This is a genomic window from Xanthomonas arboricola pv. guizotiae (genome assembly GCF_002940205.1).
GTDB lineage: Bacteria > Pseudomonadota > Gammaproteobacteria > Xanthomonadales > Xanthomonadaceae > Xanthomonas > Xanthomonas arboricola_C.
The window spans coordinates 42,602-68,307 of record NZ_MDSK01000005.1 but is presented as its reverse complement, the minus strand read 5'-3'; the positions used below and the strand labels follow the sequence as shown (position 1 = coordinate 68,307).

Genomic DNA, 25,706 nt, shown 5'->3' with positions numbered 1-25,706 from the left:
GCCGGCCGGCACAACATTCCAATAATTGGCCGAATTGGTTGACATGGAGCCGATGGCACAAGCACGCCCATCGAAACAGCGATGGCCAGTCCAGTCAGCATCACGGAAGAGTTGAACGCCAAGAGGGAGTAGGCCCAGGGGGATTCCCAGCATGGCCCCTCAAGTGTCAACAGACAGTTCGGTCGCCATCGTCAGAAACGGGGATGGCTGTGGTCATCGTCGGAAATGGTGACGGTGGCCAGCATCGCCAGAAATGACGATGCTGCAGCTCGGTCGGCGCGCAAAAAAAATGGGCCGGACTCATATGCGACCGGGCATCGAAATCGCACTGTTGTATGTTGTAGCGCGCTACAACATACAACATACAACGCCAGTCATTGACACTTGAGGGGCGCAGCGTTTTAGCCGCTAAAAAGAGCGGTCGGGGCTGACCGCCCTTCTGGCGTAAAACTTAAAGGCCGAAGGCCGCCTCATCGGCGAGGGCCTGGCGTCGCCCTAAAGGGCGGCGACAAGTGCCGCGCCTAGTGGATGATCTTGGAAGATCATGGATGGAATTCGCGGACTGGTCGCAAGCCCGCACCGTTATTGCATTTTCCAGTTTCTGGCGGGGAACGTTGCTACGGGTGAAGGGGAGCGTTGCTACGGAGATTGGGGAACGTTACTACGGGCTTTGGCCTGCCGATTTCCCACTTCCCTACCGCATACTCGCTTACCTTCCAGCCCACGGCGGCAAGCTCGGCCAGAGCCTTGCGAACCTTCTGGCGGCGCTTCTTCATGGCCTCGGCGTTCGCCTCGTCCGGCCAGACGTAACCAGAAAGGGTATCCAGTTCCACACGTCCGGCTTTGCCCGGGTCGATCCAGCCGCATAGACGCTGGTGAATCAAGCGGGCCGGGTCGGTTTGTAACGCCCGTACCTCGGCCATGTCGATGCGGGTATACGGTCGCCTCCCAAGAATCGCCTCCGTAATCTGAGGATTTAACGCCACGAATAGCCGTCCATCCCCCTCATCGAAGGCATGGCTCATCAGGTGAAAAGATCTGTGCCTGATCCCCTTGGTGACCATCACTGTCACGTTTGTCATGCGCAGCAAACACGCCTTGATCGCCCTGATGTTGTCGCCGCCATCGGTCAAGCCGATTTCGCCTAGCAGACTGGTCATGCTCTCGCGCACGACAAGCGCATCCTGCCCTGCCGCATCGAACTTCGGCTCAAGAAATAGACGGAGCTGCTTCGGCAAATCCGCTGATGGCTCTGGCGTCAGGATGATGCCCTTCGGCCCGCCAAGAGCCACAAGACCTTGCAGAAGCCGCATGTCATCAGCGCCAAGAGGCTCGAAGCCGACGAACCGTGCTTGCTCATTCTCGGCGTAGTGGTACGTCACATCGAGCTTGAGCTTCTTCCGTTCGCCGCGCTTGAGGCTGCGGAACAGACCGGGAACCAAGCAGTGCATCGGATCGTGCCTGGCATGGGTGAGGTCAAAAGCCATCGCCTCGCCTCCGGCCATCGCGCCCCTTCTCCTCATTCCTGCTGACCTCGTGCAGCTCCACCGGCACCAGAACGCCGCCCGCATGTCGCATGTACCAGCGATCAAGCGGCGTGGCGTCGTAGTTCTGCTTGCTGACGCCGAAACGCACGAAGTAGCTGCGGCGCTCATTGCCGATTGGCTGCCGGTCATGGGCGCGGTCGCTGAGGCGCTTTGCTTCGTCCTCGGTCATCCGGGCGACGTAACCGCACCACCTGGCGTTGTCGATCAGCGCGGACGCGCCACGTGCTGCCTGCTGCTGGTCGGTCTGCCCTTCGCGGGCGCTGCCTTTGCTGACGTGGTGCAGGTAGAGCACGGATGCGCCCGTGGTGGCCGCAACGTGCTCCAGCACGGCCACGAGGTGGGCCATGTTGCCGTTGCTGTTCTCATCGAGGGCGTGAATGCGGCTCAGGGTGTCCAGCACGATCAGCCGCGCCCCGGCGCTGTACTCGATGACGCGGCGCAAGTGGGCATCGTCCATGACGTTCAGGCGTTTGCCCATGATCGGCTCAAGCGCGAGGTTCTCTGCGATGGCCTGGCGGGCGGCGTGCCCGAGGTGCTGGCCGATGGCATGAATGCGCCGCACCAGCGCCGGCGGAGGGTCTTCCCCGGCCAAATAGACCACGCGCCCGGTGTGCGCGGGAGCTAGGCCAACGAGGTCGCCACCCGCGACGCTGCATGCGATGCTCATGGCTGCTTCCAGCGCCCAGAAGCTCTTACCCGTGGCTCCTGGAGCGACGAGCGCGCCGACAGTGCCCGCAAGGAAGCCGGGCCATATGAAGTCCAGTACCGGCGGTTCGTGCTCGAACGCCGCCAGTACATCAATCGCCATTCCTCAGTTCCCCGTTCCGTACAGGGACTCGTCACTCAACACCTCGGCGATCTGCGAGGTTCGGAAGTAGACCCTCCGGCCGATCTTCAAGCGGGCCTTGTTGATCCGCTGCGTCCATTCGTTCGTCGCTCGCAAGCTGATCCGCAACCCATCAGGCGAACGATCCAGGACAGTGGCGAGCTGCGCGATGCTCAGCAGCGGGCCGAAGCGTTGCAGCAGCGTGTCTTCCATCGTCATTGCGTAAACCTCCGTTATCAACTGAATTGCAACGAAGGTTAAGCAGCGTCAGGCTTGATAGCAGCTTATTAGTTGGCAATAATGGTTGACATGGAAAACGAAGAGCACGCAAAGAAGCGCCTTGGTCGTTACTACATTCCCATCTGGGAAGGCTGCGACCCCACCGTTTCTCAGTCCATCAAAGATTTCCGCGAACGTTGGAAGCCATACTCCACGTCTTCGCGACGCTACCCTATCGGGCGACTGATCCAGGAAGTGATCGATCCTGCTGTAGCCGCCTACATGGCAACCCTTCCAGTACGCTACTCGGGCTACGTTCCCGGCGCCGGCACAGGTGTGAGCTTCAGCGCGATCATTGGACTGGTAGGACTTGACGCGATGGTTCGCGTGCAGCGCCAGTTGCTACGCCAGTTCATCAAAACGGAAGACCGACAGACACCAAGGGATCATCGCTTTACCGCGACCATCGAAGCCTTGATCGAACTGGTTTGCTACTGTGCCAGCAAACGCCCTCAAACGTCTTCCCCCGCTCAGGGCGTCAGTCTCAATGCGCAACGGAAACACGGCTTCTGCGACTTCTGCGGAGAGCTGACGGAGTTTTCCGCGTTCATGGCCAAGGTTGCGGAGCAACAGGTCAATGATGCGGAGCTTGAGAATCGCAAGAAACTTGAACTTAGTCACCAGTATTGCGAAGGGCATCGACCCAAGCTAACGAATGGCGAATGGAACCCCGCATACAGGCAGGCGAAGCGATCACTCGCGCAGTTTGAACTTGAGCTGGCCAAGCTCAGCCAGCAATGCGCGAAGCCGGCAACGCCGCAAGTGAAATCGGGCGATCAACTCGTTGACGGCTACTTCTTCCACTATGTCATGCGCCAGACGTTGCAGCCGGCAGACAAAGCGGAACTGCGCAACCAGGCGCGGCTGATGGTGGACTCGAAGCTCTCCGATCGGAGGAAGCAGATCTTGATGCTCCAGTGGTCTGGACTCAATCAGTCGGAGATTGCGCGAAGGTTGGGCATCGAGCGCCAAGCGGTATCGAAGGCGCTGTCATCAATCCCCGCAATGTTTCACTTGAAGAAGAAGCGCCCCATCCGCTGATTTCTTTTCGTGTCAACCAAAAGGGTCAATCATTAGGCCGAATCAATCCGCATTGACGGGCACTATCAGGCACATGTTCGCAAGTGACTGAAAGAGGCCAGGGGATGCAGGCAACGACAAGTAAGACGCTCATCAATCGCAAGAAACTGCTGGCGATGATCCCGCTGTCTGAGCGCACGATCTTCAACATGGAGCAGCGCGGGGAGTTCCCGCGCCGGATCGCACTCACCAGCCGAAACGTCGCCTGGGACTTGGTAGAAATCGAGGAATGGATCGAGGCGCGCAAGTCATCGGGCACGCAGGCCATGCGGCCTGGCTTCACCCCGTCGGTCGCAGCCACCGCTTTTTAGCCGCTAAAACGCCGCGCCCCTCAAGTGTCAATGACAGCCGAGGCCATGGTCGCTATTCTGGAGGCGCTGCCTACCTGCCCTCCTCTGACTTACGCCTTCGGCCGCTTGAGCGTCCATTCGTCGATCATGTCCGCCCAGTCCTGCAACATCGCCGTCCGCTGCTCGCGGTACTCTGCCTTGTTGTAGACGGCCCTGACGCCCTTCTGTTCGTGGGCAAGGCACTTCTCGATCCAATCGGTGTTGTAGCCAGCTTCGTGCAGCAACGTGCTGGCCGTTCGCCGCAAGTCATGTGGCCCGAACTTGGCGAGCGACTTCCCTTCCTTCTGCGCTAACCGATACGTCAGCGTCAGCACCTGGTTGAGTGTGGCGCTGCTCATGGGCAAGTCCGAGTCATACCGTGAGGGCAATACATAGTCCGACCCACCGGCAAAGGTTTTCAGGGCAATGAAAATGTCCAGCGCCTGGCGGGACAGAAACACCAGGTGCGGATTGCGTCGCTTCATCCGCTCCTTGGGGATCGTCCAAAGCGCATCGCTGAAATTGATCTCGCTCCAGGTCGCGTTGGTCAGCTCGCTCTTGCGCACCATCGTCAGCAGCAACAGCTTGGCCGCCGCCCGGATGGATGGCGCCGTGCCGATGCGCTCCATGTACTGGTACATCAAGCCGATTTCGTCGGGCGTCAGCGCACGGTCGCGCGGCTCGAACTTGGCGATGCTCGTCGGGCGCACCAGCTCTGCCGGGTTCTCGACCTTCTGGCCGCGCTCGATGGCCCAGCGAAAAACCTGTAACACCACCTCGCGGACATGCACTGCGGTTGCCGGAGCGCCGCGCTCCACGATGGCATCGGTCAGCGCGCGCAAGTCCTCGTGGGTAATCTCCACCAGCTTCTGATTGCCGAATTTCGGCTTCAGCTCGCGCTCGTAGACAGAGCGGCGCATGTCACGGGTGGAATCGGCCATCTGGTAGCCACGCAGCCACTTTTCCGCCCAGGCCCCGAACGTCTCCGCGTCCTTGACACGGGCCTTGTCCCGAGCCTTCTCCTTCGCCGGCGACTTCCCGGCCGTGATCATCTTCTTGGCCTCGCCCAACCGCTCGCGGGCTTCCGCCAGGGTGATGCCCCCAACACCGTAGCGGCCGAAGGTGATGGTCTCCTGCCGACCGTGGATCGAGTAGTTGTACCGGAATGAGATCGCCCCTGCGGGCGTGACGGCTACATAGAGACCGTCACGGTCGTTTTCCTTGTAGAGCTTATCCCTCGGCTTGAGGTTGCGCAGCTTGGTATCGGTCAACATGATTTTCGCCCTAGTTCGGCTCAAATACCATGATTTAAAATAGGCCGAATCCTGGCGTAAAAACACAATGAAATCATTGCACTACGTCATTTCAATACCATGAGCACTAGAAAAATGGCTACATGGTATCGACGGAGCGTCATGGCATCGAAGCACTCAATGCCATCCATCATGCCATGAAAAAGTAGTGCTTGGCGATGCCAAAGATTGCCAGCCAGTGCTAAACGAAATCACAAAAAAGCCCGCATTTACGCGGGCTTAGGTGTGTTTTCGTGCTACTCGGTGCCAGCCGGTGCCAGATGCCAAATCACTCCCACTCGATCGTCGCCGGCGGCTTGCCGGAGATGTCGTAGACCACGCGCGAGACGCCGCGCAGTTCGTTGATGATGCGGTTGCTCACCGTGCCGAGGAAATCGTACGGCAGGTGCGCCCAGTGCGCGGTCATGAAGTCGATGGTCTCCACCGCGCGCAGTGCGATCACCCATTCGTAGGCGCGGGCGTCGCCGACCACGCCGACCGACTTGACCGGCAGGAACACCGCGAAGGCCTGGCTGGTGGTGTCGTACAGATCGGCCTTGCGCAGTTCGTCGATGAAGATCGCGTCGGCCTTGGCCAGCAGTTCGGCGTACTCGCGCTTCACTTCGCCGAGGATGCGCACGCCCAGGCCGGGACCCGGGAACGGATGGCGGTAGACCATCGTGCGCGGCAGGCCGAGCTCCACGCCCAGGCGCCGCACTTCGTCCTTGAACAGTTCGCGCAGCGGCTCGACCAGGCCCAGTTTCATGTGCTCGGGCAGGCCGCCGACGTTGTGGTGGCTCTTGATCACGTGCGCCTTGCCGGTCTTGCTGCCGGCCGACTCGATCACGTCCGGGTAGATCGTGCCCTGCGCCAGCCACTTGGCGTTGGCCAGCTTGTTCGACTCTTCGTCGAAGATCTCCACGAACAGGTTGCCGATGATCTTGCGCTTGGCTTCCGGGTCGCTGATGCCTTCGAGCTTGGCGAAATAGCGATCGGCCGCGTTGACGCGGATCACCTTGACGCCCATGTGCTCGGCGAACATCGCCATCACCTGGTCGCCTTCCTGCCAGCGCAGCAGGCCGGTATCGACGAACACGCAGGTCAGCTTGTCGCCGATCGCCTTGTGCAGCAGCGCGGCGACCACCGACGAATCGACGCCGCCGGACAGGCCAAGGATCACTTCGTCGTCGCCCACCTGTTCGCGCACGCGCGCGATCTGGTCGTCGATGATATTGGCCGCCGTCCACAACGTCTGGCAGCCGCAGACATCGACCACGAAGCGACGCAGCAAGGTCTGGCCCTGCAAGGTGTGCGTCACTTCCGGGTGGAACTGCACGCCGTACCAGCGCTTGTCCTCGTTGGACATCGCCGCCACCGGAATGCGGTCGGTCACCGCGGTAATGGTGAAGCCCGGCGGCACCTGCGACACGTGGTCGCCGTGGCTCATCCACACATTGAGACGCGATGCGCCGGCATGATCGGTCAACCCTGCGAACAAGGCATCGGCGGCCACCACATCGACTTCGGCATGGCCGAATTCGCGCTGGTCCGCCGCTTCCGTCGCGCCGCCCAGCTGCGCTGCCAGCGTCTGCATGCCGTAGCAGATGCCGAACACCGGCAAGCCGCTGTCGAACACTTCCTGCGGCGCGACCGGCGCACCCGGCAAGGTGGTCGACTCCGGACCACCGGACAGGATGATGCCCTTGGCGCCGAAACCGGCAATCTCCGACGGGTCATGATCCCAGGCCCAGATCTCGCAATACACCCCGATCTCGCGGATACGCCGCGCAATCAGCTGGGTGTACTGCGCGCCGAAATCGAGGATGAGGATCTTGTCGCTGTGGATGTTGGTCATTGGCGCCGTGAGTGGGGATTCGGGATTGGAGATTGGCAACAGCGGGATGGCGGCGATGCGCCCTGCCGAAGGAGATGCGGCGGGCTAGTACCAATCCCCAATCCCGAATCCCCAATCCCGCGCAGAGGCATCAGCCCATGCGGTAATTCGGCGGTTCCTTGGTGATCTGTACGTCGTGGACATGGCTTTCGCGCTGGCCGGCACCGGTGATGGTGACGAACTTCGGCTTGGTGCGCATTTCCTCGATGGTCGCGCAGCCCACATAGCCCATCGTGGCGCGCAGGCCGCCGATCAGCTGATGGACGATGCCACCGACCGGGCCGCGATACGGCACGCGCCCTTCGATGCCTTCCGGCACCAGCTTGTCGGCATCGCTGGAATCCTGGAAATAACGGTCCTTGGACCCCTTCTCCATCGCGCCCAGGCTGCCCATGCCGCGGTAGCTCTTGTAGCTGCGGCCCTGGAACAGCTCGACCTCGCCCGGGGCCTCCTCGGTGCCGGCGAACAGGCCGCCGACCATCACCGTGGAGGCGCCGGCGACCAACGCCTTGCCGATGTCGCCCGAGTAGCGGATGCCGCCATCGGCGATCAGCGGAATACGGTCCTGCAGCGCCTCGGCGACCATGTCCACCGCGGTGATCTGCGGCACGCCGACACCGGCGACCACGCGCGTGGTGCAGATCGACCCCGGGCCCACGCCGACCTTGACCGCATCGGCGCCGGCGTCCATCAGTGCCAGTGCGGCATCGCCGGTGACAATGTTGCCGCCGATCACCGGCAGCTGCGGATACGCCTTCTTGACCCAGGCCACGCGATCGATCACGCCCTGCGAATGGCCGTGCGCGGTATCGACGATGACCACGTCCACGCCCGCCGCCGCCAGCAGTTCGATGCGCTGCTCGGTGTCGCCGCCCACGCCGACCGCCGCGCCGACCAGCAGGCGCGTGGACCCGTCCTTGGCGGCGTTGGGGTTGTCGGTCTTCTTCTGGATGTCCTTGACCGTGATCAGGCCGCGCAGCTCGAAGCTGTCGTTGACCACCAGGATCTTTTCGATGCGGTTGCGATGCAGCAGCTCCAGCACTTCCTCGTCACTGGCGCCTTCGCGCACGGTGATCAGGCGATCCTTCTTGGTCATGATGTGGCGGACCGGATCGTCGAGCTTCTTCTCGAAGCGCATGTCGCGGCTGGTGACGATGCCGACCAGTTCGCTGCCATCCACCACCGGCACGCCGGAGATGTTGCGCGCGCGGGTCAGCTTGAGCACCTCGCCGATGGTCGTGTCCGGGCTCACCGTGAACGGCTCGGTGATCACGCCGGATTCGAATTTCTTGACCCGGGCCACTTCGCCCGCCTGCTGCGCAGGAGTCAGATTCTTGTGGATGATGCCGATGCCGCCCAGCTGGGCCATGGCCACCGCCAGGCGGTGCTCGGTCACTGTGTCCATCGCGGCCGAGAGAATCGGCAGTTTCAGGCGCAGATCGCGGGTCAGCCGGGTTTCCAGGCTGACGTCCTTGGGCAGGCAGATCGAATGAGCGGGGACGAGCGAAACGTCGTCGTAGGTGAGAGCTTCAGCCTGGATGCGTAGCATCGGCGGACCCGAGTTTGGGGAAGCGCGGCATTTTAACGCATTGGGGCCGGGATTGGGGAGTCGTGATTCGGGATTCGTAACAGCGCCGCCCTGCACCGCCCCGCACTGTTCGCCTGTTCGCCTGTATGCCGATGGCCGGCCGATCTCGGATGCAATCCGGATCAGCCGATGCATGCACTTCGCCGTTAGCTTTTAACGAATCCCGAATCCTGAATCCCCGCCGCATCAGCGGCCTCGATGGTGTTCTGCATCAGCGTGGCGACCGTCATCGGCCCGACCCCGCCCGGCACCGGCGTGATCCAGGCCGCACGTTGCACCGCCGCGTCGAAACCGACATCGCCGACCAGGCGGCCGTCGTCCAGTCGATTGATGCCGACATCGATCACCACGGCGCCGGGCTTGACCCATTCGCCCGGAATCAGGCCCGGTCGCCCCACCGCCACCACCAGGATGTCGGCATTGCGCACGCTGGCTTCCAGCACCTCGGGCGGGGTGAACTTGTGGCAGCTGGTGACCGTGCAACCGGCGATCAGCAGCTCCAGGCCCATCGGCCGGCCGACGTGATTGCTCACGCCCACGATGGTCGCGTTGCGCCCGCGCACCGGCTGATCGGTGTGCCCCAGCAAGGTCACGATGCCGCGCGGCGTGCACGGACGCAGGCCGAACTCGCGCAGCGCCAGGTGCCCGACATTCTGCGGATGGAAGCCGTCGACGTCCTTGCGCGGATCGATGCGCTGGATCAGGCGGTTGGCATCGGGGATGCCCGGCAATGGCAGCTGGATCAGGATGCCGTGGATCTTGGGATCGGCATTGAGCCGGTCGATCAGGCGCGCCAACTCCGCCTCGCTGGTGCCCTGCGGCAAGTCGTAGTCGAAGGCCTCGATGCCGACCTTTTCCGCCGCACGCCGCTTGTTGCGCACATACACCGACGAGGCCGGGTCGCCACCGACCAGCACCACCGCAAGCCCGGGGCGCGTCTTGCCGGCGGCCAGGCGCGCATCCACGCGCAGCTTCAGCCCGTCGAGCAGTTCCTCGGCGATGCGGCGACCATCGAGAAGGCGGGCCGGAGCAGAGGCAGCTGGCGCGGAAACGGTCATGGGGCGTCAGGTGTAGAGTCGAAGGCCGTCTATTGTCCCCGATTCCGTCATGACCGACACCACCTCGACACCCGATTCCATCACCACGTCCATCGAAGCGGCCGCCTTTCGCCGCCTGTTGCAGCATCTCAACCAGCAGCGCCCGGATGTGCAGAACATCGATCTGATGATCCTGGCCGGCTTCTGCCGCAACTGCCTGGGCGACTGGTACCGCGAAGCCGCCGAAGCGCACGGCCAGCCGCTGAGCAAGGAGCAGGCACGCGAAGCGGTGTACGGCATGCCGTTTGCCGACTGGAAACAGCAGCACCAGAAAGACGCCACGCCCGAGCAGCTGGAGGCGTTCGCGGCCGCGCAACGCCGGCACGGCTGAGTCGGTCGACTTGTCGCCTCAGGCCGGCGCGTTGGCGCCGGCCGTTCCATCAGCCAAGGTTTTTCCCGAACCGCCGCTACAACCGCAGTGCCGAACCCGCTTCGGCGCTCACCGGCCACCGGCGGCTCAGTCGCGGGCCGTGGCTTCCGGCTGAGCGGCCTGCGGTACCGCATCGGGATTGAGCGTGCGGCCCTCCCGCCGTGGCGGAGTGAATGGCGTGGGCTTGGGCACGGTCGGCGTGAGATTGCCGTACATCAGCCCCGCCGCAGCGCCGGCACGCGTGCTGCCGGCCGCAATCTCCAGTTCGAAACGCTCGGCATCGCGACGCCGGATCGCGCGCGCGATGCTGACGGCCTCGTCCTCGTCCACGCCCAGTTCGACCAGGGCCGCCTGCCCGAACGCCACCGCCGACTCGAAGGTCTCGCGAATCTGGTAGTCCACCCCGGCAGCGACCAACTGCAATGCATGCTCACGGTCGAACGAGCGCACCAGCAACCTGGCGTGCGGGAACTCGCGCGTTGCCAGCTCGACGATGCGATTGGCCGCCTCGCGGTTGTCGATGCATACCGCGATCGCGCGGGCGCTGTGCGCACCGGAGGCATGCAGCACATCGAGCCGGGTGCCGTCGCCGTAGTAGATCTTGAAACCGAACTGTTCTGCGCTCTGGATCATCTCGACGTCGTTATCGATGATGGTCACATCCACATCGCGCGCCAGCAGCGATTGGCTGGCAACCTGACCGAAGCGTCCGAACCCGATGATCAGCACGCTGCCGGTCTGGCCACTGACGGCTTCCACGCCGTCCAGCGACGGCTGGTCGGCCGGCGTCAGCCGTCGCTGCAACAGCACGAACAGCGGCGTCAGCGCCATCGACAACACCACGATCGCCGTCAGGCTGGCATTGACCTGCGCGTCGATGACGCCGGAAGCCGATGCCGCGGCGAACAGCACGAAGGCGAACTCGCCGCCCTGCGCCATCAGCACGCCACGGTCCAGTGCCTGACGATGGTCGCTGCGCATCAACCGCGCCACCGCGTAGATGCACACGCCCTTGCCGAGCATGAGCGCCAGCACGCCGGCAACGATCAGCCGCCAGTCGGCCGCAACCACATGCAGGTCCAGGCTCATGCCGACGCCCAGGAAAAACAGCCCCAGCAGGATGCCGCGGAACGGCTCGATATCCGCCTCGATCTGATGCCGGAAGGTGGATTCGGACAACAGCACACCGGCCAGAAACGCGCCCATCGCCATCGACAGCCCGCCGACCTGCATCAGCAGCGCCGCACCCAGCACCACCAGCAAGGCCGCCGCCGTCATCACCTCGCGCGCCTTGGACGCGGCCAGGATGCGGAACAAGGGGTTGAGCAACCAACGCCCCGCCACCACCAGGCCGACGATGCAGGCCAGGCCGATGCCGATGTCCTGCCAGCGTTGCGTGGCCGCCTGCGGGTCGCCGTTGGCGCCCATCCAGGCCACGATCGCCAGCAGCGGCACGATCAACAAGTCCTCGAACAGCAGGATCGCCACGATTTTCTGACCCGGCGGCAAGGCAACATCGCCACGCTCGGCCAGCAACTGCATCACCACCGCCGTGGAGGTCAGCACGAAGCCGGATGCGGCCACGAATGCCACCGGCGGCGCGAAGCCGAGCACCAGGCCGATGCCGGTCAGCACCAGCGCACAGACCGCGATCTGCAGCGTCCCCAGGCCGAAGATTTCCTTGCGCAGGCTCCACAGGTGGGATGGCCGCATTTCCAGTCCGATCACGAACAGGAACATCACCACGCCCAACTCGGCCACGTGCAGGATCGCCTGCGGGTCATCGAACAGGCCCAGACCGAACGGACCGATCGCCAGACCCGCCGCCAGGTAACCCAGCACCGAGCCCAGGCCCAGGCGTCGGAACAATGGGATGGCGACCACCGCAGCGCCCAGCAGGGCCACCACGTTGATCAGTTCGCTGGATTCGGCAGGCTGGCTCATGCCGAGGATTCTAGCGGCAGGCGCGCATCACGCGCCTGCACCAGCGTGCGCAGTTGGCACAGCGCCCTGCCGTGTCGATCACCCCAACAGCACGGCGTTCTCGCCCAGCGAGACCCCAAAACGACGAACGACGCCAGATGGCGTCGTTCGTGGATGCAGGCGATGGCCAGGCAATCAGTCGCGCGCGTCGGCCTCGGCCAATGCGGCGCGCAGGATTTCCTTCGCCGGACCGCCGTGCTTTTCGTGCTCAAGCGCGAAGTGCACGGTGGCTTCGATCAGGCCGATATGCGCGCCGCAATCGAAACGGCGGCCTTCGAAACGGAAAGCGTCGACCTGCTCGTTCTTCAGCAGCTCGGCAATCGCGTCGGTCAGCTGAATCTCGCCGCCCGCACCTGCCCCGGTGGCTTCAAGCAGGTCGAAGATCTTCGGGCTGAGCACGTAACGGCCAACCACGGCCAGATTGCTCGGCGCTACTTCCGGCTTGGGCTTTTCGACGATCGCGTTGATACGGCCCTTGCGACCATCGAATGCATCGGTGGACACGATGCCGTAGCTAGCGGTCTTGTCGTGGGGCACGTCTTCCACCGCGATGACGCTGCCGCCGGAGGCCTCTGCAACGTCGGCCATCTGGGTCAACGCAGCATCGCCGCGATTCCACATCAGATCGTCCGGCAGCAGCACCGCGAACGGCTCGTCACCGACCACGGCCTTGGCACACAGCACTGCATGACCCAGACCGAGCGCTTCGGCCTGCGTCACGAAAATGGCGCGTACGCCGTCCGGCAGCGCATGCCGCACCAGCTCCAGCTGTTCGAGCTTGCCGGCGCGCTCGAGCTTTTGCTCCAGTTCGTAGGCCTTGTCGAAGTAGTCGGCGATCGAGTGCTTGTAGCGATTGGTCACGAAGATCAGCGTGTCGCAGCCGGCCTGGATGGCCTCGTCGACGGCGTACTGGATCAAGGGTTTGTCGATGATTGGCAGCATTTCCTTCGGCACCGTCTTGGTTGCCGGAAGAAAGCGGGTCCCAAGACCTGCGACGGGGAATACGGCCTTGCGAATACGCTGGCTCATTAAAGTCTTCTGACCTCACGTGCGGGGAATGGAACGACCGTATCAGATCGCGCGTCGACTTTCCGTCGAGCAGCCGCAAAATCCGGCATCAGACTGCCCAGCACAGTCTCCATCGCCTTGATGTCGTAGCGGTTAACCGCCTCACGCAAACGCGTCACCAGCTGCAGCACCTGCTCGTGCGAGAACTCGCGCACACCGGCTTCCAGAATCTTGGGATGCGCGGTGGGGCGATAGTCTTCGTCCGAATAGAACAGGGTTTCGTGCAGTTTCTCGCCCGGACGCAGGCCGGTATAGAGGATCGCCACATCCTTGCCGGGCTGTTTGCCGGCAAGACGGATCATCTGCTCGGCGAGCAGGCGGATCGGCACCGGCTCGCCCATGTCCAGCGTGTAGATCGCGCCATGCGAAGCGGAGGCCGCAGCCTGCACCACCAGCTGGCAGGCTTCCGGGATGGTCATGAAGTAGCGCGTCACATCCGGATGCGTCACCGTGACCGGGCCGCCCTGGCGGATCTGCTCACGGAACAACGGCACCACGCTGCCGGCCGAATCCAGCACGTTGCCGAAACGTACGGTGATGAAGCGCGTCGGTGCGTCGCGCGCGTCCAGGCTCTGGCAGATCATTTCCGCATAGCGCTTGCTCGCGCCCAGCACGTTGACCGGCTCGACCGCCTTATCGGTGGAGATGAACACGAAGGTCTCGATGCGTGCACGCTGGCAGGCACGCGCCACGTTTTCGGTGGCCAGCACGTTGTTGCGTACCGCCTCGCGCAACTGCTCTTCCAGCAGCGGCACCTGCTTGTAGGCGGCGGCATGAAATACCGCATCCGGCAGTGCGGTGTTCAAGGCATGCGCGACCACCGCCGGGTCGCCGCAATCGCCGAGCACGCGCACCACCTCGATATCGGGGAACAACCGACGCAGGTCCGAATCGACGGTCAGCAATGCCAGCTCATCGATCTCCAGCAGCACGATGCGGCGCGCGCCGTGACGGGCGCACTGGCGGCAGACTTCCGACCCGATCGAGCCACCCGCGCCGGTCACCATCACCGTCTTGTTGGTCAACCAGTCGCGAATCAGGCGCCAATCCGGGGTGACCGGCTTGCGGTTGAGCAGGTCCTCGATCGCGACTTCCTTCAGTTCGCCAGGCAACGAGCGCCCTTCCAGCACGTTGATCAGCTTGGGCACCATGCGGAACGGCAGCCCGGTACTTTCGCAAATCGCCACCACGCGCTGCATGCCCGAGGCATCCAGCGACGGGATCGCGATGACCAGCAGCTTGGCCGCCGTTTCCTTGGCGATGGCTGCAGCCTGGTCCAGGTTGCCCAGCACGTTCAGGCCCTGGATCTTGGCGCCATGCAGGTTGTTGGCATCGTCCAGATAGCCGACCGGTACGAATGCACCGGTGCGGCGCAGATCGCGGACCAGGCCTTCGGCGGCGCGACCCGCGCCGAGGATCAACACACGCTGCGCAGCATCGCCGGAGTGCGCGATCTGGTAGTCCTTCCAGGCGCGATACAGCAGCCGCGGCGTGCCCAGCAGCGCCGACAGTGCGAACGGATAGACCACCAGCACCGATAGCGGCACCCCATCCAGGCGGTCATAGGACAACGCCAGCACGATCGCGACCAGGCCGAGAAAACTCGACTTGAAGATGTTCCACAAGTCCGGCACCGAGGCGAATCGCCACAGCCCGCGGTACAGGCCCATCTTCCAGAACACCAGGCCTTGCGCGACCAGGACTACCGCAGTGCGCCAATCCCATAACGGCAGATCGGGAGCCTCGCGCAGCATGGAGTAGCGGCCGGCATGCAGCAGCTGCCAGCATACCCACACCATCAACAGGTCATGCAGCACCACCGCCGCCTGCGGCAGGGCTTTGGTCAAACGGTCACGCCAGGAAATCATAAAAGTCCATTACTCAGGAATTGCGCAGTCCATCGCGCAGAAAATGCCAGATTGCGGTGGCGCCCAGGGCCCATGCCAGGGCTCCGGACATCTGCAGCCAGGTTGCATCATGACGAAGTAACACATACAAGCAGACGGCAGCGACGCTGAAAGCGAAATAAATACCGGTAACCGGAACGTGCGTCTCAAGCTTGCGTGCCAGACGCTGGTATAGATGCTGGGCATGGGGCTCCCACCACCGCTGCCGGGCGAGCATGCGAGACAGCAGCGTGAAGCCGGCGTCTACAAGAAACGCGGTCAGTGGCACCCAACTGATCCACCAACTCACCTGCCCGCTCGCCACCGTCAGCGCCAGCAGTGCAGCCAGCACATAGCCCAATGCGCCGCTGCCGCCGTCGCCGAGGAAGATGCGCGCACGCGGAAAGTTGAACGGCAAAAACCCCAGGCAGGATGCGGCGACGGCAAGGCCGGCCCAGGCCCAGGTGCCAGGCACGACCGCAGCAAATGCCAGCGCGGCCAGGGCTGCCTGGCTGCTGGCCAGGCCGTTGATGCCGTCCATGAAGTTCCAGACATTGATCAACACCACCGACGCGGCGGCGGTGAGCACGCCATCCCAGAGCCTGCCGGTGTGCTGGCTGACCAGCCAGCCCAGCATGACCGACGCCAATAGGTGGATCGCAAAACGCAGTCTGGCCGAGAGCGGACGATGGTCGTCCCACCAACCCACCCCGGCCACCAGCACCAGCCCGGCCGCGAAGCAGCCAATGCTCGGCCCTGTGGCCGGCCACAATACGCTTGCCGCCACGCACCCGGACAGCAGCGCCGCCACGATTGCCATGCCACCGCCACGCGGGGTGGCGACCACATGGCTGCGGCGTTCACCCGGATGATCGAGCAGACGCCGATGCAGCGCGTAGCGTCGCAACACCCAGGTTCCCATTGCTGCGATCGTCAGGTGCGACAGACACCACCACAGCCAGGCCTGCAGCATCAGACCACCGCGTAGTTCAACAGCGGCTTGACCGTGCCCCATTCCTTGCAACTCGGGCATTGCCAGTGGTGCGTCTTCGCGCCAAAGCCGCAGCGGGTGCAGCGGTAGCTCGGGTTGCGCACCAGCAGCTGGTCGGTGATGTGCTTGAGGTCCTGCAAGGTGCCGACCGGGTCGCTGCCTTCGGCCAGGGTCAGGTCGATCAATGCAGACTCGCCGCGGACCGATGGCCGGTCCTTGAGCTGACGGCCCAGGTAAGCCAGTGCAGGCGCCACACCGTCCTGCGCTTCCATCAGCTGCGTCAACGCCAGCACCGGGGCGATGCCGCGATAGTGCTCGGTCATCTCGGACAGGAAATTGCGCGCGCCGGCGATATCGCCGACCCGCCGATAGGCCGCCATCAATGCGGGAATGATCTCCGGCAGGTATTCCGGATCATGCCGCGCAGCGCGCTCGAACGCGCGCACTGCCGCTTCCTCGTGTCCGCGCTCGGCTTCGATGCGTCCCTCCAGAATGCCGGCGCGCACCGAGGTGCCATCGGCCTGGTAGGCGCGTGCGATCGCCTGCAACGCTTCGTCGGGCTTGCTCAGGCCGCGATAGCGGTCGGCCAGCTCGCACTCGAATTGCGAAATCAGCTTGCCCATCGGCTCGCCGGTGACTTCTTCGTAACGGGTGGCGTTGTCGATCGCCTTTTCCCAGTCGCGCTCGGCCTGATAGATGCCGATCAGGTGACGCAGCGCCTGCGGCGCACGCTGATCCAGTTGCGCCAGTTCGGTGAACACGGTCTCGGCACGATCCAGCAGGCCGGACTTCATGTAGTCCTCGCCCAGCGCCAGCAAGGCCTGCACGCGCTGCTGATCGGTCAGGTCGGCGCGTTGCACCAGGCCCTGATGCAGCCGGATCGCGCGGTCGACCTCACCGCGGCGACGGAACAAATGCCCCAACGCGACCTGGGTCTCGAAGGTTTCCTTGTCCAGTTCGGCGATGTGCAGAAACAGCTCGATCGCCTTGTCCGGCTGCTCGTTGAGCAGATAGTTCAGGCCACGAAAGTAGGTGCTGGACAGGCGACTGACCTGGGTATCGCCGTGGCGTTGACCACCGCGGCGGCCAACGACCCAGCCCCCCAGCGCTGCCAACGGCACGAACAGGAAGAACCAGATCCACTCGGTCAGAAAGTCCATACGCGCTTACAGTCCATCAAGGGGGCGCGGCTCGACTGCGGCAGGCGCAATGGGCCTGGCGTCGGCGCGACTGACTGCAACCGCCTTGTTGGCCTGGCGCAGTTTGGAATAGAGGGGAATGACCACACTGACCAGCACCATGCCGGCGCCGATCAACACACCGACCAGCAGCGCGACGATGATCGCGATTCCGGAGGTCGTGTGCACACTGGAGAAAAGGAAGTCGAGGGTGACGTCCTGGGAATTGACCGCACCGATGATCAGACCGACCAGCAGGAAGGCCAACATCACCAGCAAGCGAAACACCTTCATGGCCAGACTCCGTCGAAAGAGGCTTAGCTTAACCGAGCCGACATAAACGCAGCGGCAGAATGACCTCAGTCAGCCGCATCCAGCAGATCGACCGGGACCACGGAGCTGACACGCTCGCGCAATTCCTTGCCAGGCTTGAAATGCGGAACATGCTTGCCCGGCAACGCGACCGACTCGCCGGTCTTCGGATTACGGCCAAGACGTGGCGGGCGGTAATGCAGCGAGAAGCTGCCGAACCCGCGTATTTCGATCCGATCACCATCGGAGAGCGCCTGCCCCATCATTTCCAGCAGCGATTTGACTGCCAGATCCACGTCGTCCGCCTTCAGATGCGCTTGACGTCGCGCCAGGATTTCAATCAATTCGGACTTGGTCATGGGAAGACTTGCTTTTTTCGACTGACACATCGGAATCGGCCCGGGCAAGCCCGGGCCGATCCATCACGCTCTTGCGAGCGCTACGCGCTTACTCGGACTTGTTGCTGTTCAACTGTGCACGCAGCAGCGCGCCCAGCTGGGTCATGCCACCGGATGCGGCCGAAGACTGGTATTCCTCCAGCGTTTCACGCATTTCGGCATCGTCCTTGGCCTTGATCGACAGCTGCAGGGTGCGGCCCTTGCGGTCCATGCCCACGAACTTGGCTTCGATCTTGTCGCCGACCTTCAGGTGCTGGGTCGCGTCGTCCACACGCTCGTTGGCGATGTCGCGCGCAGCGACGTAGCCTTCGATGCCGTCTGCCAGGTCGATCGTGGCGCCCTTGGCATCCACTTCACGCACCACGCCTTCGACCTTCGAACCCTTCGGGTTGGACGCCATGTACTGGCCGAACGGATCCTGCTCCAGCTGCTTGACGCCCAGGCTGATGCGCTCACGTTCCGGATCGACTGCCAGCACGACGGCTTCCAGCGTGTCGCCCTTCTTGTAGTTGCGCACGACATCTTCGCCGGTGGTGTTCCAGCTGATGTCGGACAGGTGCACCAGACCGTCGATGCCGCCGTCCAGACCGATGAAGATGCCGAAGTCGGTGATCGACTTGATCTGACCGGACACCTTGTCGTTCTTCTTGTGGGTGGCAGCGAAGGTTTCCCACGGGTTGGCGGCAACCTGCTTCATGCCCAGCGAGATGCGGCGACGCTCCTCGTCGACATCCAGCACCATCACTTCGACTTCGTCACCAACTTGCACAACCTTGGACGGGTTGACGTTCTTGTTGGTCCAATCCATCTCGGAGACGTGCACCAGACCTTCGACGCCCGGCTCGATCTCGACGAATGCGCCGTAATCGGTGACGTTGGAGACCTTGCCGAACACGCGGCTGTTGGCCGGGTAACGACGTGCGATGTTGTCCCACGGATCTTCGCCCAGCTGCTTCAGGCCGAGGCTGACGCGGTTACGCTCGCGATCGAACTTCAGCACGCGCACGTCCAGCTCGTCGCCGACGTTGACCACTTCGGACGGATGGCGCACGCGCTTCCAGGCCATGTCGGTGATGTGCAGCAGGCCGTCGATACCGCCCAGGTCCACGAACGCGCCGTAATCGGTCAGGTTCTTGACGACACCCTTCAGGATCGCGCCTTCCTGCAGCTTGTCCATCAGCTGCTCGCGCTCTTCCGAGTGCTCGCTCTCGACCACGGCACGACGCGAGACCACCACGTTGTTGCGCTTGCGGTCCAGCTTGATCAGCTTGAACTCGAGTTCCTTGCCTTCCAAGTAGGCCGGGTCGCGCACCGGGCGCACATCCACCAGCGAACCAGGCAGGAACGCGCGGACATCCTTGATGTCCACGGTGAAACCACCCTTGACCTTGCCGCTGATGCGGCCGGTGATGGTTTCGTTCTTTTCCAACGCCTCTTCCAGCTCGTCCCACACCATTGCGCGCTTGGCCTTCTCGCGCGACAGCACGGTCTCACCGAAGCCGTTCTCGATGGAATCGAGGGCAACCTTGACCTGGTCGCCGACGCCGACATCGATCTCGCCAGCGTCGTTACGGAACTGCTCGATCGGCACGATGCCTTCGGACTTCAGGCCAGCGTTGATCACCACCACGTCGCCACGCACTTCCACGACGGTACCGGTGACGATCGAGCCCGGCTTCAGCTTCGCCAGATTGGCTTGACTGGCTTCGAACAGTTCAGCAAAAGATTCTGTCATTTGAATTTTACTCAGTTGAACACACGGGCGTTGATCGTCGAATGCGACAGATGCCAAGCGCCCAGCCTGTTGGTCGACTCCGGACAGCGAGTCGGTTAAGTAGTAGTAGAACCGCCACACGGGATGTGCGACGGAGCCTTGGAACGCCTTACGGTCGGCGGGACAGGCCCGCTTGCGGAACGCTTACGACGACGTGCGAACGGTCAACAACCCGACCACACGCTGGACGACATCCTCGATCCCCATTCCGCTGGTATCGATCAGCACGGCGTCTTCGGCCGGCCGCAATGGCGCCACCACCCGCTGCGCATCACGGGCATCTCGAGCCATGATCTCGCGCAGCAGGTCGTCAAAGATAACCGAAACACCCTTTTCCATCAACTGTTTATGGCGACGGCCCGCACGTTCTTCGGCACTGGCGGTCAGAAACACCTTGAAGGCGGCATCGGGGAAGATCACCGTGCCCATGTCGCGTCCGTCCGCGACCAGGCCGGGCGCCCGCCTGAATGCGCGTTGGCGCTCCTTCAGTGCGCTGCGCACCTCGGGAATGGCCGCAATCGCCGAGGCAAGTGCGCCGGTGGTCTCCAGGCGCAGTTCGCCGGTGGCGTCCACGCCATTGACCAGCACCCGCAGCCCGGCCTCGCCGGCATCGTCGAACTCCACCCTGGTGTCGAAGGTGCAGCGCACCAGCGCGGCCGGATCGGAGACATCCAGGTCGGCCCAGCTCGCTGCCACGCCCACCGCGCGATACAGTGCGCCCGAATCGAGGTAATGCCAGCCCAGCCGGGCGGCCACGATCCGGCTCACGGTGCCCTTGCCGGCGCCGGAGGGACCATCGATGGTAAGGACGGGCGAAAGGTCGGTCATTCAGGTTTCCGGTAGGTCATCAGGCGGTAGTGTAGCGCCGCTCGCCGGGATTGCGATGCAACCACTTGAAAGCACGGCGAAAAGCCGGTTAGAATTGCCGGCTTAATTCCGGGTGCACCGCTCGATAGCGGGCACTCTTCCATCGAATCCAACCGTTTACGCCGAGGTGTGCCATGAAAGTCCTATCCTCCCTGAAGTCTGCGAAGACCCGTCACCGCGACTGCAAGGTGGTCCGCCGCCGCGGCAAGGTCTTCGTGATCTGCAAGTCGAACCCGCGTTTCAAGGCGCGTCAGCGCTAAGCGTTCGCCACGCGTGCAAGACCCGAGAAAGCCGCCTCCGGGCGGTTTTTTCTTGGCCGCTGCTTCACGCCGGTTATCGCTCCATGCACTGTGACCTGCGCCCCGGTTGGCCGGGACATGACCGATTCCGGACAGACGCGGCCAGACCGGTTTCGGCGGCGCTCGACCAACTTGGCGTCGCAGCGGCGTCGGTCCTGGTTTTTTGCTGTAATCACCACCTGAAATCTTGTCCACTGGGGAGTAGATGACATGCGCAACCGTTCGTTTGGGATGCCGCCGATCGTGCTGACAATCGCGCTGATGGGGATCAGTGCCGTTGCGTCGGCCGATACGCTGCTGGTCGATCGCGCACAGCAGAAGCCCGCCGCTGCCCTGCCCTTGCGCGGCGACAGCATGCGCCAGGTCGAAGGCCGCTATGGCGCGCCGCAGGAAAAGCTGGAGCCGCGCGGTGGCCAGAAGCGCCAGTGGCCGACCATCCATCGCTGGGTGTACCCGGCGTTCACCGTGTACTTCGAAAAAAGCAAGGTGATCGACGTGGTGGCCAATAAAGCCGATGCCAACGAGATCGGGCCGAAACCGCCGATTCGGTAACGCGTTGAGGACGACTCGGCCGTAGGTGCTGGCGCCTGTCAGCTGCAGCGCCGGCCGGAATGTTTCGCATCGCGACGTTGCCGTTTCCGTCAGCAACCGGACATGCGTTGCTTCGAGGCTTTACCAAGGCTAGGCGCGTCGATGCGCGCCTGGATTGCAAGAGCCCGTACTACGTGCGGGATATCGATGAACGTGCGGGCGATGGCCCGCACACCAAGATGAGTAATGCCTGGCATGACCAACCGTCTTCGCTTTCCCGCCGAGTGGGAACCTCAATCCGCCGTGTTGCTCGCGTGGCCGCATGCCGGCACCGACTGGGCCGAACGCCTAGCCGATGTGGAAGAGACCTATATCGCGCTGGTCACGGCGATCACCCGCTTCGAGCCGGTGGTCATCTGTGCGGCCGACGACGACCTGCAGATCTACGCCGAGGCGCGGCTGCGTTCGGCGCGGGTGGACATGACGCGCGTGCGTTTCGTGATTGCCGCATACAACGACACCTGGCTGCGCGATTCCGGCCCGATCACATTGCGCCAGGACACCGGCTTCCGGTTGATGGATTTCCGTTTCACCGGCTGGGGCGGCAAGTTCGAAGCCAGCCTGGACGATCAGTTGGTGAGCTCGCTGGATGCCGCGCGGGTGTTCGTGCCGGCGCCAGTAGAGACCATCGACTTCGCCCTGGAAGGCGGTGCGATCGAGACCGACGGCGCCGGCACGCTGCTGACCACCTGGAAGTGCCTGCATGAGCGTCACCCACAGCGCACGCGCGAATCGCTCAGCAGCGATCTGGCCACGTGGCTGGCGCAGGAGCGGGTGCTGTGGCTGGATCACGGCTACCTGGAAGGCGACGATACCGATGCGCATATCGACACGCTGGCGCGCTTTGCCGGCCCGGATGCGATCGTCTATCAAGGCTGCGATGTACCCAGCGATTCGCATTACACCGAATTGCAGGCGATGGGCGCCGAACTGGCCGCGCTGCGCAAGGCCGACGGGCAGCCATATCGCCTGTTCGTGCTGCCGTGGGCCGAGCCGATCCTGGATCAAGGACGGCGTCTGGCCGCTTCGTACGCCAATTTCCTGATCGTCAACGGTGCGGTGCTGATGCCGGCCTATGGCGATGCGGCCGATGCGCTTGCGCAGGCAGTGCTGGCGCAGGCGTTCCCGCAACACGAGATCGTGCCGGTGCCGTGTCGTGCGTTGATCTGGCAGAACGGCAGCCTGCATTGCCTGACCATGCAATTGCCGGCCGGCCTGCTCGCCGCCTGAGAGCCGCTCCGGAAGCAGCTCTAGATTTTGCCTGCATCGCGGCGGCACATGCCGCGCGCGGTTTCCTGTTCCGGCCGGCAGGCCGGCGTTCCACCATCGCGCGCTACCTTAGTGCGTCACCTAGCTGGACGAATCGCCATGACCCGTCATCTCCTTCCCGTCGCGCTGATCCAGGAGCGCAACCACGGCGACGCCGCGGCCAATCTGGCCATCATCGAATCGCGCGTGGCCGAAGCCGCCGCACAGGGCGCCAAGCTGGTGCTGCTGCAGGAACTGCACAACGGTGCGTATTTCTGCCAGCACGAGTCGGTGGACGAATTCGACCTGGCCGAGCCGATCCCCGGCCCCAGTACCGAACGGCTGGGCGCGCTGGCCAAGCAGCACGGCGTGGTGCTGGTGGCCTCGTTGTTCGAGCGGCGCGCGGCCGGGCTGTATCACAACACTGCGGTCGTGTTCGAAAAGGACGGCCGCCTGCTCGGCAAGTACCGCAAGATGCATATCCCGGACGATCCGGGCTTCTATGAAAAGTTCTATTTCACCCCGGGCGATCTGGGCTTTGCGCCGATCGATACCTCGGTCGGCCGGTTGGGCGTGCTGGTGTGCTGGGACCAGTGGTACCCCGAAGCGGCGCGCCTGATGGCGCTGGCCGGTGCGGAACTGCTGCTCTACCCCACCGCGATCGGCTGGGATCCGGATGACCAGCAACCGGAGCAGGAGCGCCAGCGCGATGCCTGGGTGCTCAGCCATCGCGGCCATGCGGTCGCCAACGGGGTGCCGGTGCTGTCGTGCAACCGCGTCGGCCATGAGCCCTCGCCGTTGGGCGCGTCGGGCATCCAGTTCTGGGGCAACAGCCATGTGCTGGGGCCGCAGGGCGAGTTCATCGCCGAAGCCGGACAGGAGCCGACGGTGCTGGTGTGCGACGTCGACCTGCAGCGCAGCGAACACGTGCGCCGCATCTGGCCGTTCCTGCGCGATCGCCGTATCGATGCGTATGGCGACCTGCTCAAGCGCTACATCGACTGACCGCATGCCTGTCGAGTTGCGCGAAGTCTGCGACGCGGACATCCCGGCCATCACCGCGATCTATGCGGAGCAGATTGCTGGGGTCAACAGCTACGAAGACAGCGCACCATCGCGCGAGGAGATGGGCGCGCGGGTGCGCGCGAGCGTGGATGCCGGCTACCCCTATCTCGTTGCCGAGCGCGATGGCGTGGTGGTGGGCTATGCCTACGTCGGCGCCTATCGCGCACGCGCCGGCTACCGCTGGACCGTCGAGAATTCGATCTATCTCGCCAGCGGCGCGCAAGGCCACGGCGTCGGCAAGGCCTTGCTCGGCGAGCTGATCGCACGCTGCCAACAGCGCGGCTATCGACAGATGATTGCGGTGATCGGCGATGCCGACAACCTGGCATCGCGGCGGCTGCATGAACGTTTTGGTTTTCGCACGGTCGGAGTGTTCACCGGTATCGGCCGCAAGCATGGTCGCTGGCTGGACGGCATGCAGATGCAACGCGCGCTCGGCTCCGGCGACACCGCCCCTCCTTCTGATGAATGACCCCATGACTGAGCAAACCACCCACGTTCTGGACGATGCGCTGTCCGGCCAGCCGCATCGCATCGTCGAACGCGATGGCGTGCGCTATACCCTGCTCGGCACCGCGCATGTCTCGCTGGCCAGCGTGGCCGCGGTGCAGCGGGCGATCGGCAGCGGTCGCTACGACGCGGTGGCGGTGGAACTGGACGCGCAGCGCCTGCAGGCGCTCAGCGACCCGGATGCCCTCGCCCGCCTGGACCTGGTGCAGGTGATCCGCAAGGGCCGGGTGGCCTTGTTTGCGGCCAACCTCGCCCTGGCCGCCTACCAGCGCCGCCTGGCCAAGCAACTCGGCATCGAGCCGGGCGCGGAGTTGAAGGAAGCAGTGAATCTGGCGCGCGCACAAGGCTTGCCGGTGCACCTGATCGATCGCGAAGTCGGCCTGACCTTCAAGCGCGCGTCCGGGCGGCTGGGATTCTTCGGCAAGATGAAACTGGCCGGCGGCCTGCTCGGCGGCCTGTTCGCTGCCGACGAGGTGGGCGAAGAGGAAATCGAAAAGCTCAAGCAGGGCGACATGCTGGAGGCGAGCTTCGGTGACTTTGCCAGCGAAAGCCCGGAGCTGTACGAGACCGTGATCGCCGAGCGCGACCAGTACATGGCCACGCGCCTGCGCGAGGAAGCCACCACCGATCAGCGCGAGATCCTGGCGGTGGTCGGTGCAGGACATCTGGCCGGTCTTGCACGCCACCTGGAGCAGGACACCGCCGCACCTGGCCCATTGCGCGAGTCGCTGGAATACGTGCAGCAGCGCAAGCGCATTCCGTGGATCACGCTGGGCATCCTGGCGGTCATCATCACCGGCATCGGCATCGGCTTCTGGCGCGGCGGCCTGAGCATGGGCGCGGACCTGTTGTTGCAGTGGGCGATGTATACCGGCGGACTGGCTGCACTGGGCTGCCTGCTGGCCGGCAGCCACCCGTTGAGCATTCTCACCGCAGCAGTCGTGGCGCCGTTCAAGCCGTTCCGCCTGAGCGTGCCGACCGGTGCATTTGCGGCGCTGGTGGAAGTGCATATGCGCAAGCCGGCCTATGGCGATTTCCTGTCGCTGCGCGACGATGCGCAGACGCTGCGCGGCTGGTACCGCAATCGCGTCTCACGCGTGGTGTTGACCTTTCTGCTGACCAATTTCGGCAGCATGGCCGGTGTGTGGCTGGCTGGTGTGCAGATCTTCAATCGCCTGCATGGGTGAGCGTGGCGGCGCTGCAATCGGTGGCTTCTCGTAGGAGCGCACCCGGG

The 25,706-nt window shown here is 63.7% G+C and carries 25 protein-coding genes; 9 read left to right on the top strand and 16 right to left on the bottom strand.

The annotated features are described in order from the left end of the window. Positions 1 to 617: 617 nt before the first annotated feature. The 3 genes from repC to XarbCFBP7408_RS04520 are packed head-to-tail and all read right to left on the bottom strand — an operon-like array spanning position 618 to position 2,592. Positions 618 to 1,505, bottom strand: coding sequence for a replication protein C, IncQ-type (gene repC / locus XarbCFBP7408_RS04530; protein ID WP_181106700.1), 888 nt, complete (start codon positions 1,503 to 1,505; stop codon positions 618 to 620). Continuing rightward, on the bottom strand, positions 1,477 to 2,355 hold the full coding sequence (locus XarbCFBP7408_RS04525; RefSeq protein WP_104561767.1) for a helicase RepA family protein: 879 nt from the start codon (positions 2,353 to 2,355) through the stop codon (positions 1,477 to 1,479). The genes repC and XarbCFBP7408_RS04525 overlap by 29 nt, the downstream gene beginning before the upstream one ends. A 3-nt stretch (positions 2,356 to 2,358) precedes the next feature. Next, positions 2,359 to 2,592, bottom strand: a complete 234-nt coding sequence (locus XarbCFBP7408_RS04520; protein WP_015039729.1) for a Plasmid-related protein — start codon at positions 2,590 to 2,592, stop codon at positions 2,359 to 2,361. Positions 2,593 to 2,673: 81 nt separating this feature from the next. On the opposite strand from XarbCFBP7408_RS04520, the gene XarbCFBP7408_RS04515 reads away from it, so the two are divergent. Next, the gene (locus XarbCFBP7408_RS04515; protein ID WP_181106701.1) at positions 2,674 to 3,693 is read left to right on the top strand and encodes a LuxR family transcriptional regulator; all 1,020 of its coding nucleotides are present in this window, start codon (positions 2,674 to 2,676) and stop codon (positions 3,691 to 3,693) included. A gap of 104 nt (positions 3,694 to 3,797) precedes the next feature. Further along, positions 3,798 to 4,043: a helix-turn-helix transcriptional regulator gene (locus XarbCFBP7408_RS04510; protein ID WP_104561905.1), complete on the top strand. Its 246-nt coding sequence runs from the start codon at positions 3,798 to 3,800 to the stop codon at positions 4,041 to 4,043. A gap of 89 nt (positions 4,044 to 4,132) precedes the next feature. On the opposite strand, the gene XarbCFBP7408_RS04505 is transcribed toward XarbCFBP7408_RS04510, so the two are convergent. The 4 genes from XarbCFBP7408_RS04505 to folD form a co-directional block, all read right to left on the bottom strand. Further along, the gene (locus XarbCFBP7408_RS04505) at positions 4,133 to 5,335 is read right to left on the bottom strand and encodes a tyrosine-type recombinase/integrase (RefSeq protein WP_104561763.1); all 1,203 of its coding nucleotides are present in this window, start codon (positions 5,333 to 5,335) and stop codon (positions 4,133 to 4,135) included. Positions 5,336 to 5,642: 307 nt separating this feature from the next. Continuing rightward, positions 5,643 to 7,208, bottom strand: coding sequence for a glutamine-hydrolyzing GMP synthase (gene guaA, locus XarbCFBP7408_RS04500; protein ID WP_104561761.1), 1,566 nt, complete (start codon positions 7,206 to 7,208; stop codon positions 5,643 to 5,645). A gap of 130 nt (positions 7,209 to 7,338) precedes the next feature. Continuing rightward, on the bottom strand, positions 7,339 to 8,796 hold the full coding sequence (gene guaB / locus XarbCFBP7408_RS04495) for an IMP dehydrogenase (RefSeq protein WP_104561759.1): 1,458 nt from the start codon (positions 8,794 to 8,796) through the stop codon (positions 7,339 to 7,341). A 185-nt stretch (positions 8,797 to 8,981) separates the two neighbouring features. Further along, a complete protein-coding gene (gene folD, locus XarbCFBP7408_RS04490; protein WP_104561750.1) occupies positions 8,982 to 9,893 on the bottom strand; it encodes a bifunctional methylenetetrahydrofolate dehydrogenase/methenyltetrahydrofolate cyclohydrolase FolD in 912 nt (303 codons plus the stop codon). Between the two features lie 49 nt (positions 9,894 to 9,942). Here folD and XarbCFBP7408_RS04485 point away from each other — a divergent pair, with 49 nt between their 5' ends. Continuing rightward, positions 9,943 to 10,263 (top strand): DUF1244 domain-containing protein, encoded by a 321-nt coding sequence (locus XarbCFBP7408_RS04485; RefSeq protein WP_104561748.1) that lies wholly within the window; start codon positions 9,943 to 9,945, stop codon positions 10,261 to 10,263. A gap of 126 nt (positions 10,264 to 10,389) precedes the next feature. On the opposite strand, the gene XarbCFBP7408_RS04480 is transcribed toward XarbCFBP7408_RS04485, so the two are convergent. The 9 genes from XarbCFBP7408_RS04480 to cmk all read right to left on the bottom strand — a co-directional run bounded on the left by XarbCFBP7408_RS04480 (position 10,390) and on the right by cmk (position 20,720). Continuing rightward, entirely contained in the window at positions 10,390 to 12,246 is a 1,857-nt protein-coding gene (locus XarbCFBP7408_RS04480; protein WP_104561746.1) for a monovalent cation:proton antiporter-2 (CPA2) family protein, read from the bottom strand. Between the two features lie 174 nt (positions 12,247 to 12,420). Beyond that, positions 12,421 to 13,314, bottom strand: a complete 894-nt coding sequence (gene galU / locus XarbCFBP7408_RS04475) for a UTP--glucose-1-phosphate uridylyltransferase GalU (RefSeq protein WP_104561744.1) — start codon at positions 13,312 to 13,314, stop codon at positions 12,421 to 12,423. After that, positions 13,314 to 15,221 (bottom strand): polysaccharide biosynthesis protein, encoded by a 1,908-nt coding sequence (locus XarbCFBP7408_RS04470; protein ID WP_024939212.1) that lies wholly within the window; start codon positions 15,219 to 15,221, stop codon positions 13,314 to 13,316. The genes galU and XarbCFBP7408_RS04470 overlap by 1 nt, the downstream gene beginning before the upstream one ends. Positions 15,222 to 15,234: 13 nt before the next feature. After that, on the bottom strand, positions 15,235 to 16,212 hold the full coding sequence (locus XarbCFBP7408_RS04465; protein ID WP_104561742.1) for an MraY family glycosyltransferase: 978 nt from the start codon (positions 16,210 to 16,212) through the stop codon (positions 15,235 to 15,237). Next, positions 16,212 to 17,390 (bottom strand): lipopolysaccharide assembly protein LapB, encoded by a 1,179-nt coding sequence (lapB, locus tag XarbCFBP7408_RS04460; RefSeq protein WP_104561740.1) that lies wholly within the window; start codon positions 17,388 to 17,390, stop codon positions 16,212 to 16,214. The genes XarbCFBP7408_RS04465 and lapB overlap by 1 nt, the downstream gene beginning before the upstream one ends. A gap of 6 nt (positions 17,391 to 17,396) precedes the next feature. Continuing rightward, positions 17,397 to 17,702 (bottom strand): lipopolysaccharide assembly protein LapA domain-containing protein, encoded by a 306-nt coding sequence (locus tag XarbCFBP7408_RS04455; protein ID WP_104561738.1) that lies wholly within the window; start codon positions 17,700 to 17,702, stop codon positions 17,397 to 17,399. 65 nt (positions 17,703 to 17,767) lie between these two features. Next, positions 17,768 to 18,079 carry an integration host factor subunit beta gene (locus XarbCFBP7408_RS04450; RefSeq protein ID WP_016903549.1) on the bottom strand — a complete coding sequence of 104 codons (312 nt, stop codon included), beginning with the start codon at positions 18,077 to 18,079 and terminating at the stop codon, positions 17,768 to 17,770. 88 nt (positions 18,080 to 18,167) lie between these two features. Next, positions 18,168 to 19,853: a 30S ribosomal protein S1 gene (rpsA, locus tag XarbCFBP7408_RS04445; protein ID WP_016903550.1), complete on the bottom strand. Its 1,686-nt coding sequence runs from the start codon at positions 19,851 to 19,853 to the stop codon at positions 18,168 to 18,170. 183 nt (positions 19,854 to 20,036) lie between these two features. Beyond that, the gene (cmk, locus tag XarbCFBP7408_RS04440; protein WP_104561736.1) at positions 20,037 to 20,720 is read right to left on the bottom strand and encodes a (d)CMP kinase; all 684 of its coding nucleotides are present in this window, start codon (positions 20,718 to 20,720) and stop codon (positions 20,037 to 20,039) included. Positions 20,721 to 20,893: 173 nt separating this feature from the next. On the opposite strand from cmk, the gene ykgO reads away from it, so the two are divergent. The 6 genes from ykgO to XarbCFBP7408_RS04410 all read left to right on the top strand — a co-directional run bounded on the left by ykgO (position 20,894) and on the right by XarbCFBP7408_RS04410 (position 25,659). Then, positions 20,894 to 21,019 carry a type B 50S ribosomal protein L36 gene (gene ykgO / locus XarbCFBP7408_RS04435; RefSeq protein ID WP_005913193.1) on the top strand — a complete coding sequence of 42 codons (126 nt, stop codon included), beginning with the start codon at positions 20,894 to 20,896 and terminating at the stop codon, positions 21,017 to 21,019. Between the two features lie 249 nt (positions 21,020 to 21,268). Next, complete coding sequence (locus tag XarbCFBP7408_RS04430; RefSeq protein WP_104561734.1) at positions 21,269 to 21,610, top strand: hypothetical protein; 342 nt, start codon at positions 21,269 to 21,271, stop codon at positions 21,608 to 21,610. Between the two features lie 234 nt (positions 21,611 to 21,844). Then, positions 21,845 to 22,879 (top strand): agmatine deiminase family protein, encoded by a 1,035-nt coding sequence (locus XarbCFBP7408_RS04425; protein WP_181106702.1) that lies wholly within the window; start codon positions 21,845 to 21,847, stop codon positions 22,877 to 22,879. Positions 22,880 to 23,017: 138 nt separating this feature from the next. After that, on the top strand, positions 23,018 to 23,902 hold the full coding sequence (locus XarbCFBP7408_RS04420) for a carbon-nitrogen hydrolase (protein WP_104561730.1): 885 nt from the start codon (positions 23,018 to 23,020) through the stop codon (positions 23,900 to 23,902). Positions 23,903 to 23,906: 4 nt separating this feature from the next. Beyond that, positions 23,907 to 24,434, top strand: a complete 528-nt coding sequence (locus XarbCFBP7408_RS04415) for a GNAT family N-acetyltransferase (protein ID WP_104561728.1) — start codon at positions 23,907 to 23,909, stop codon at positions 24,432 to 24,434. Then, positions 24,427 to 25,659 carry a TraB/GumN family protein gene (locus tag XarbCFBP7408_RS04410; protein ID WP_051750033.1) on the top strand — a complete coding sequence of 411 codons (1,233 nt, stop codon included), beginning with the start codon at positions 24,427 to 24,429 and terminating at the stop codon, positions 25,657 to 25,659. The genes XarbCFBP7408_RS04415 and XarbCFBP7408_RS04410 overlap by 8 nt, the downstream gene beginning before the upstream one ends. The last annotated feature ends 47 nt before the right edge of the window (positions 25,660 to 25,706 follow it).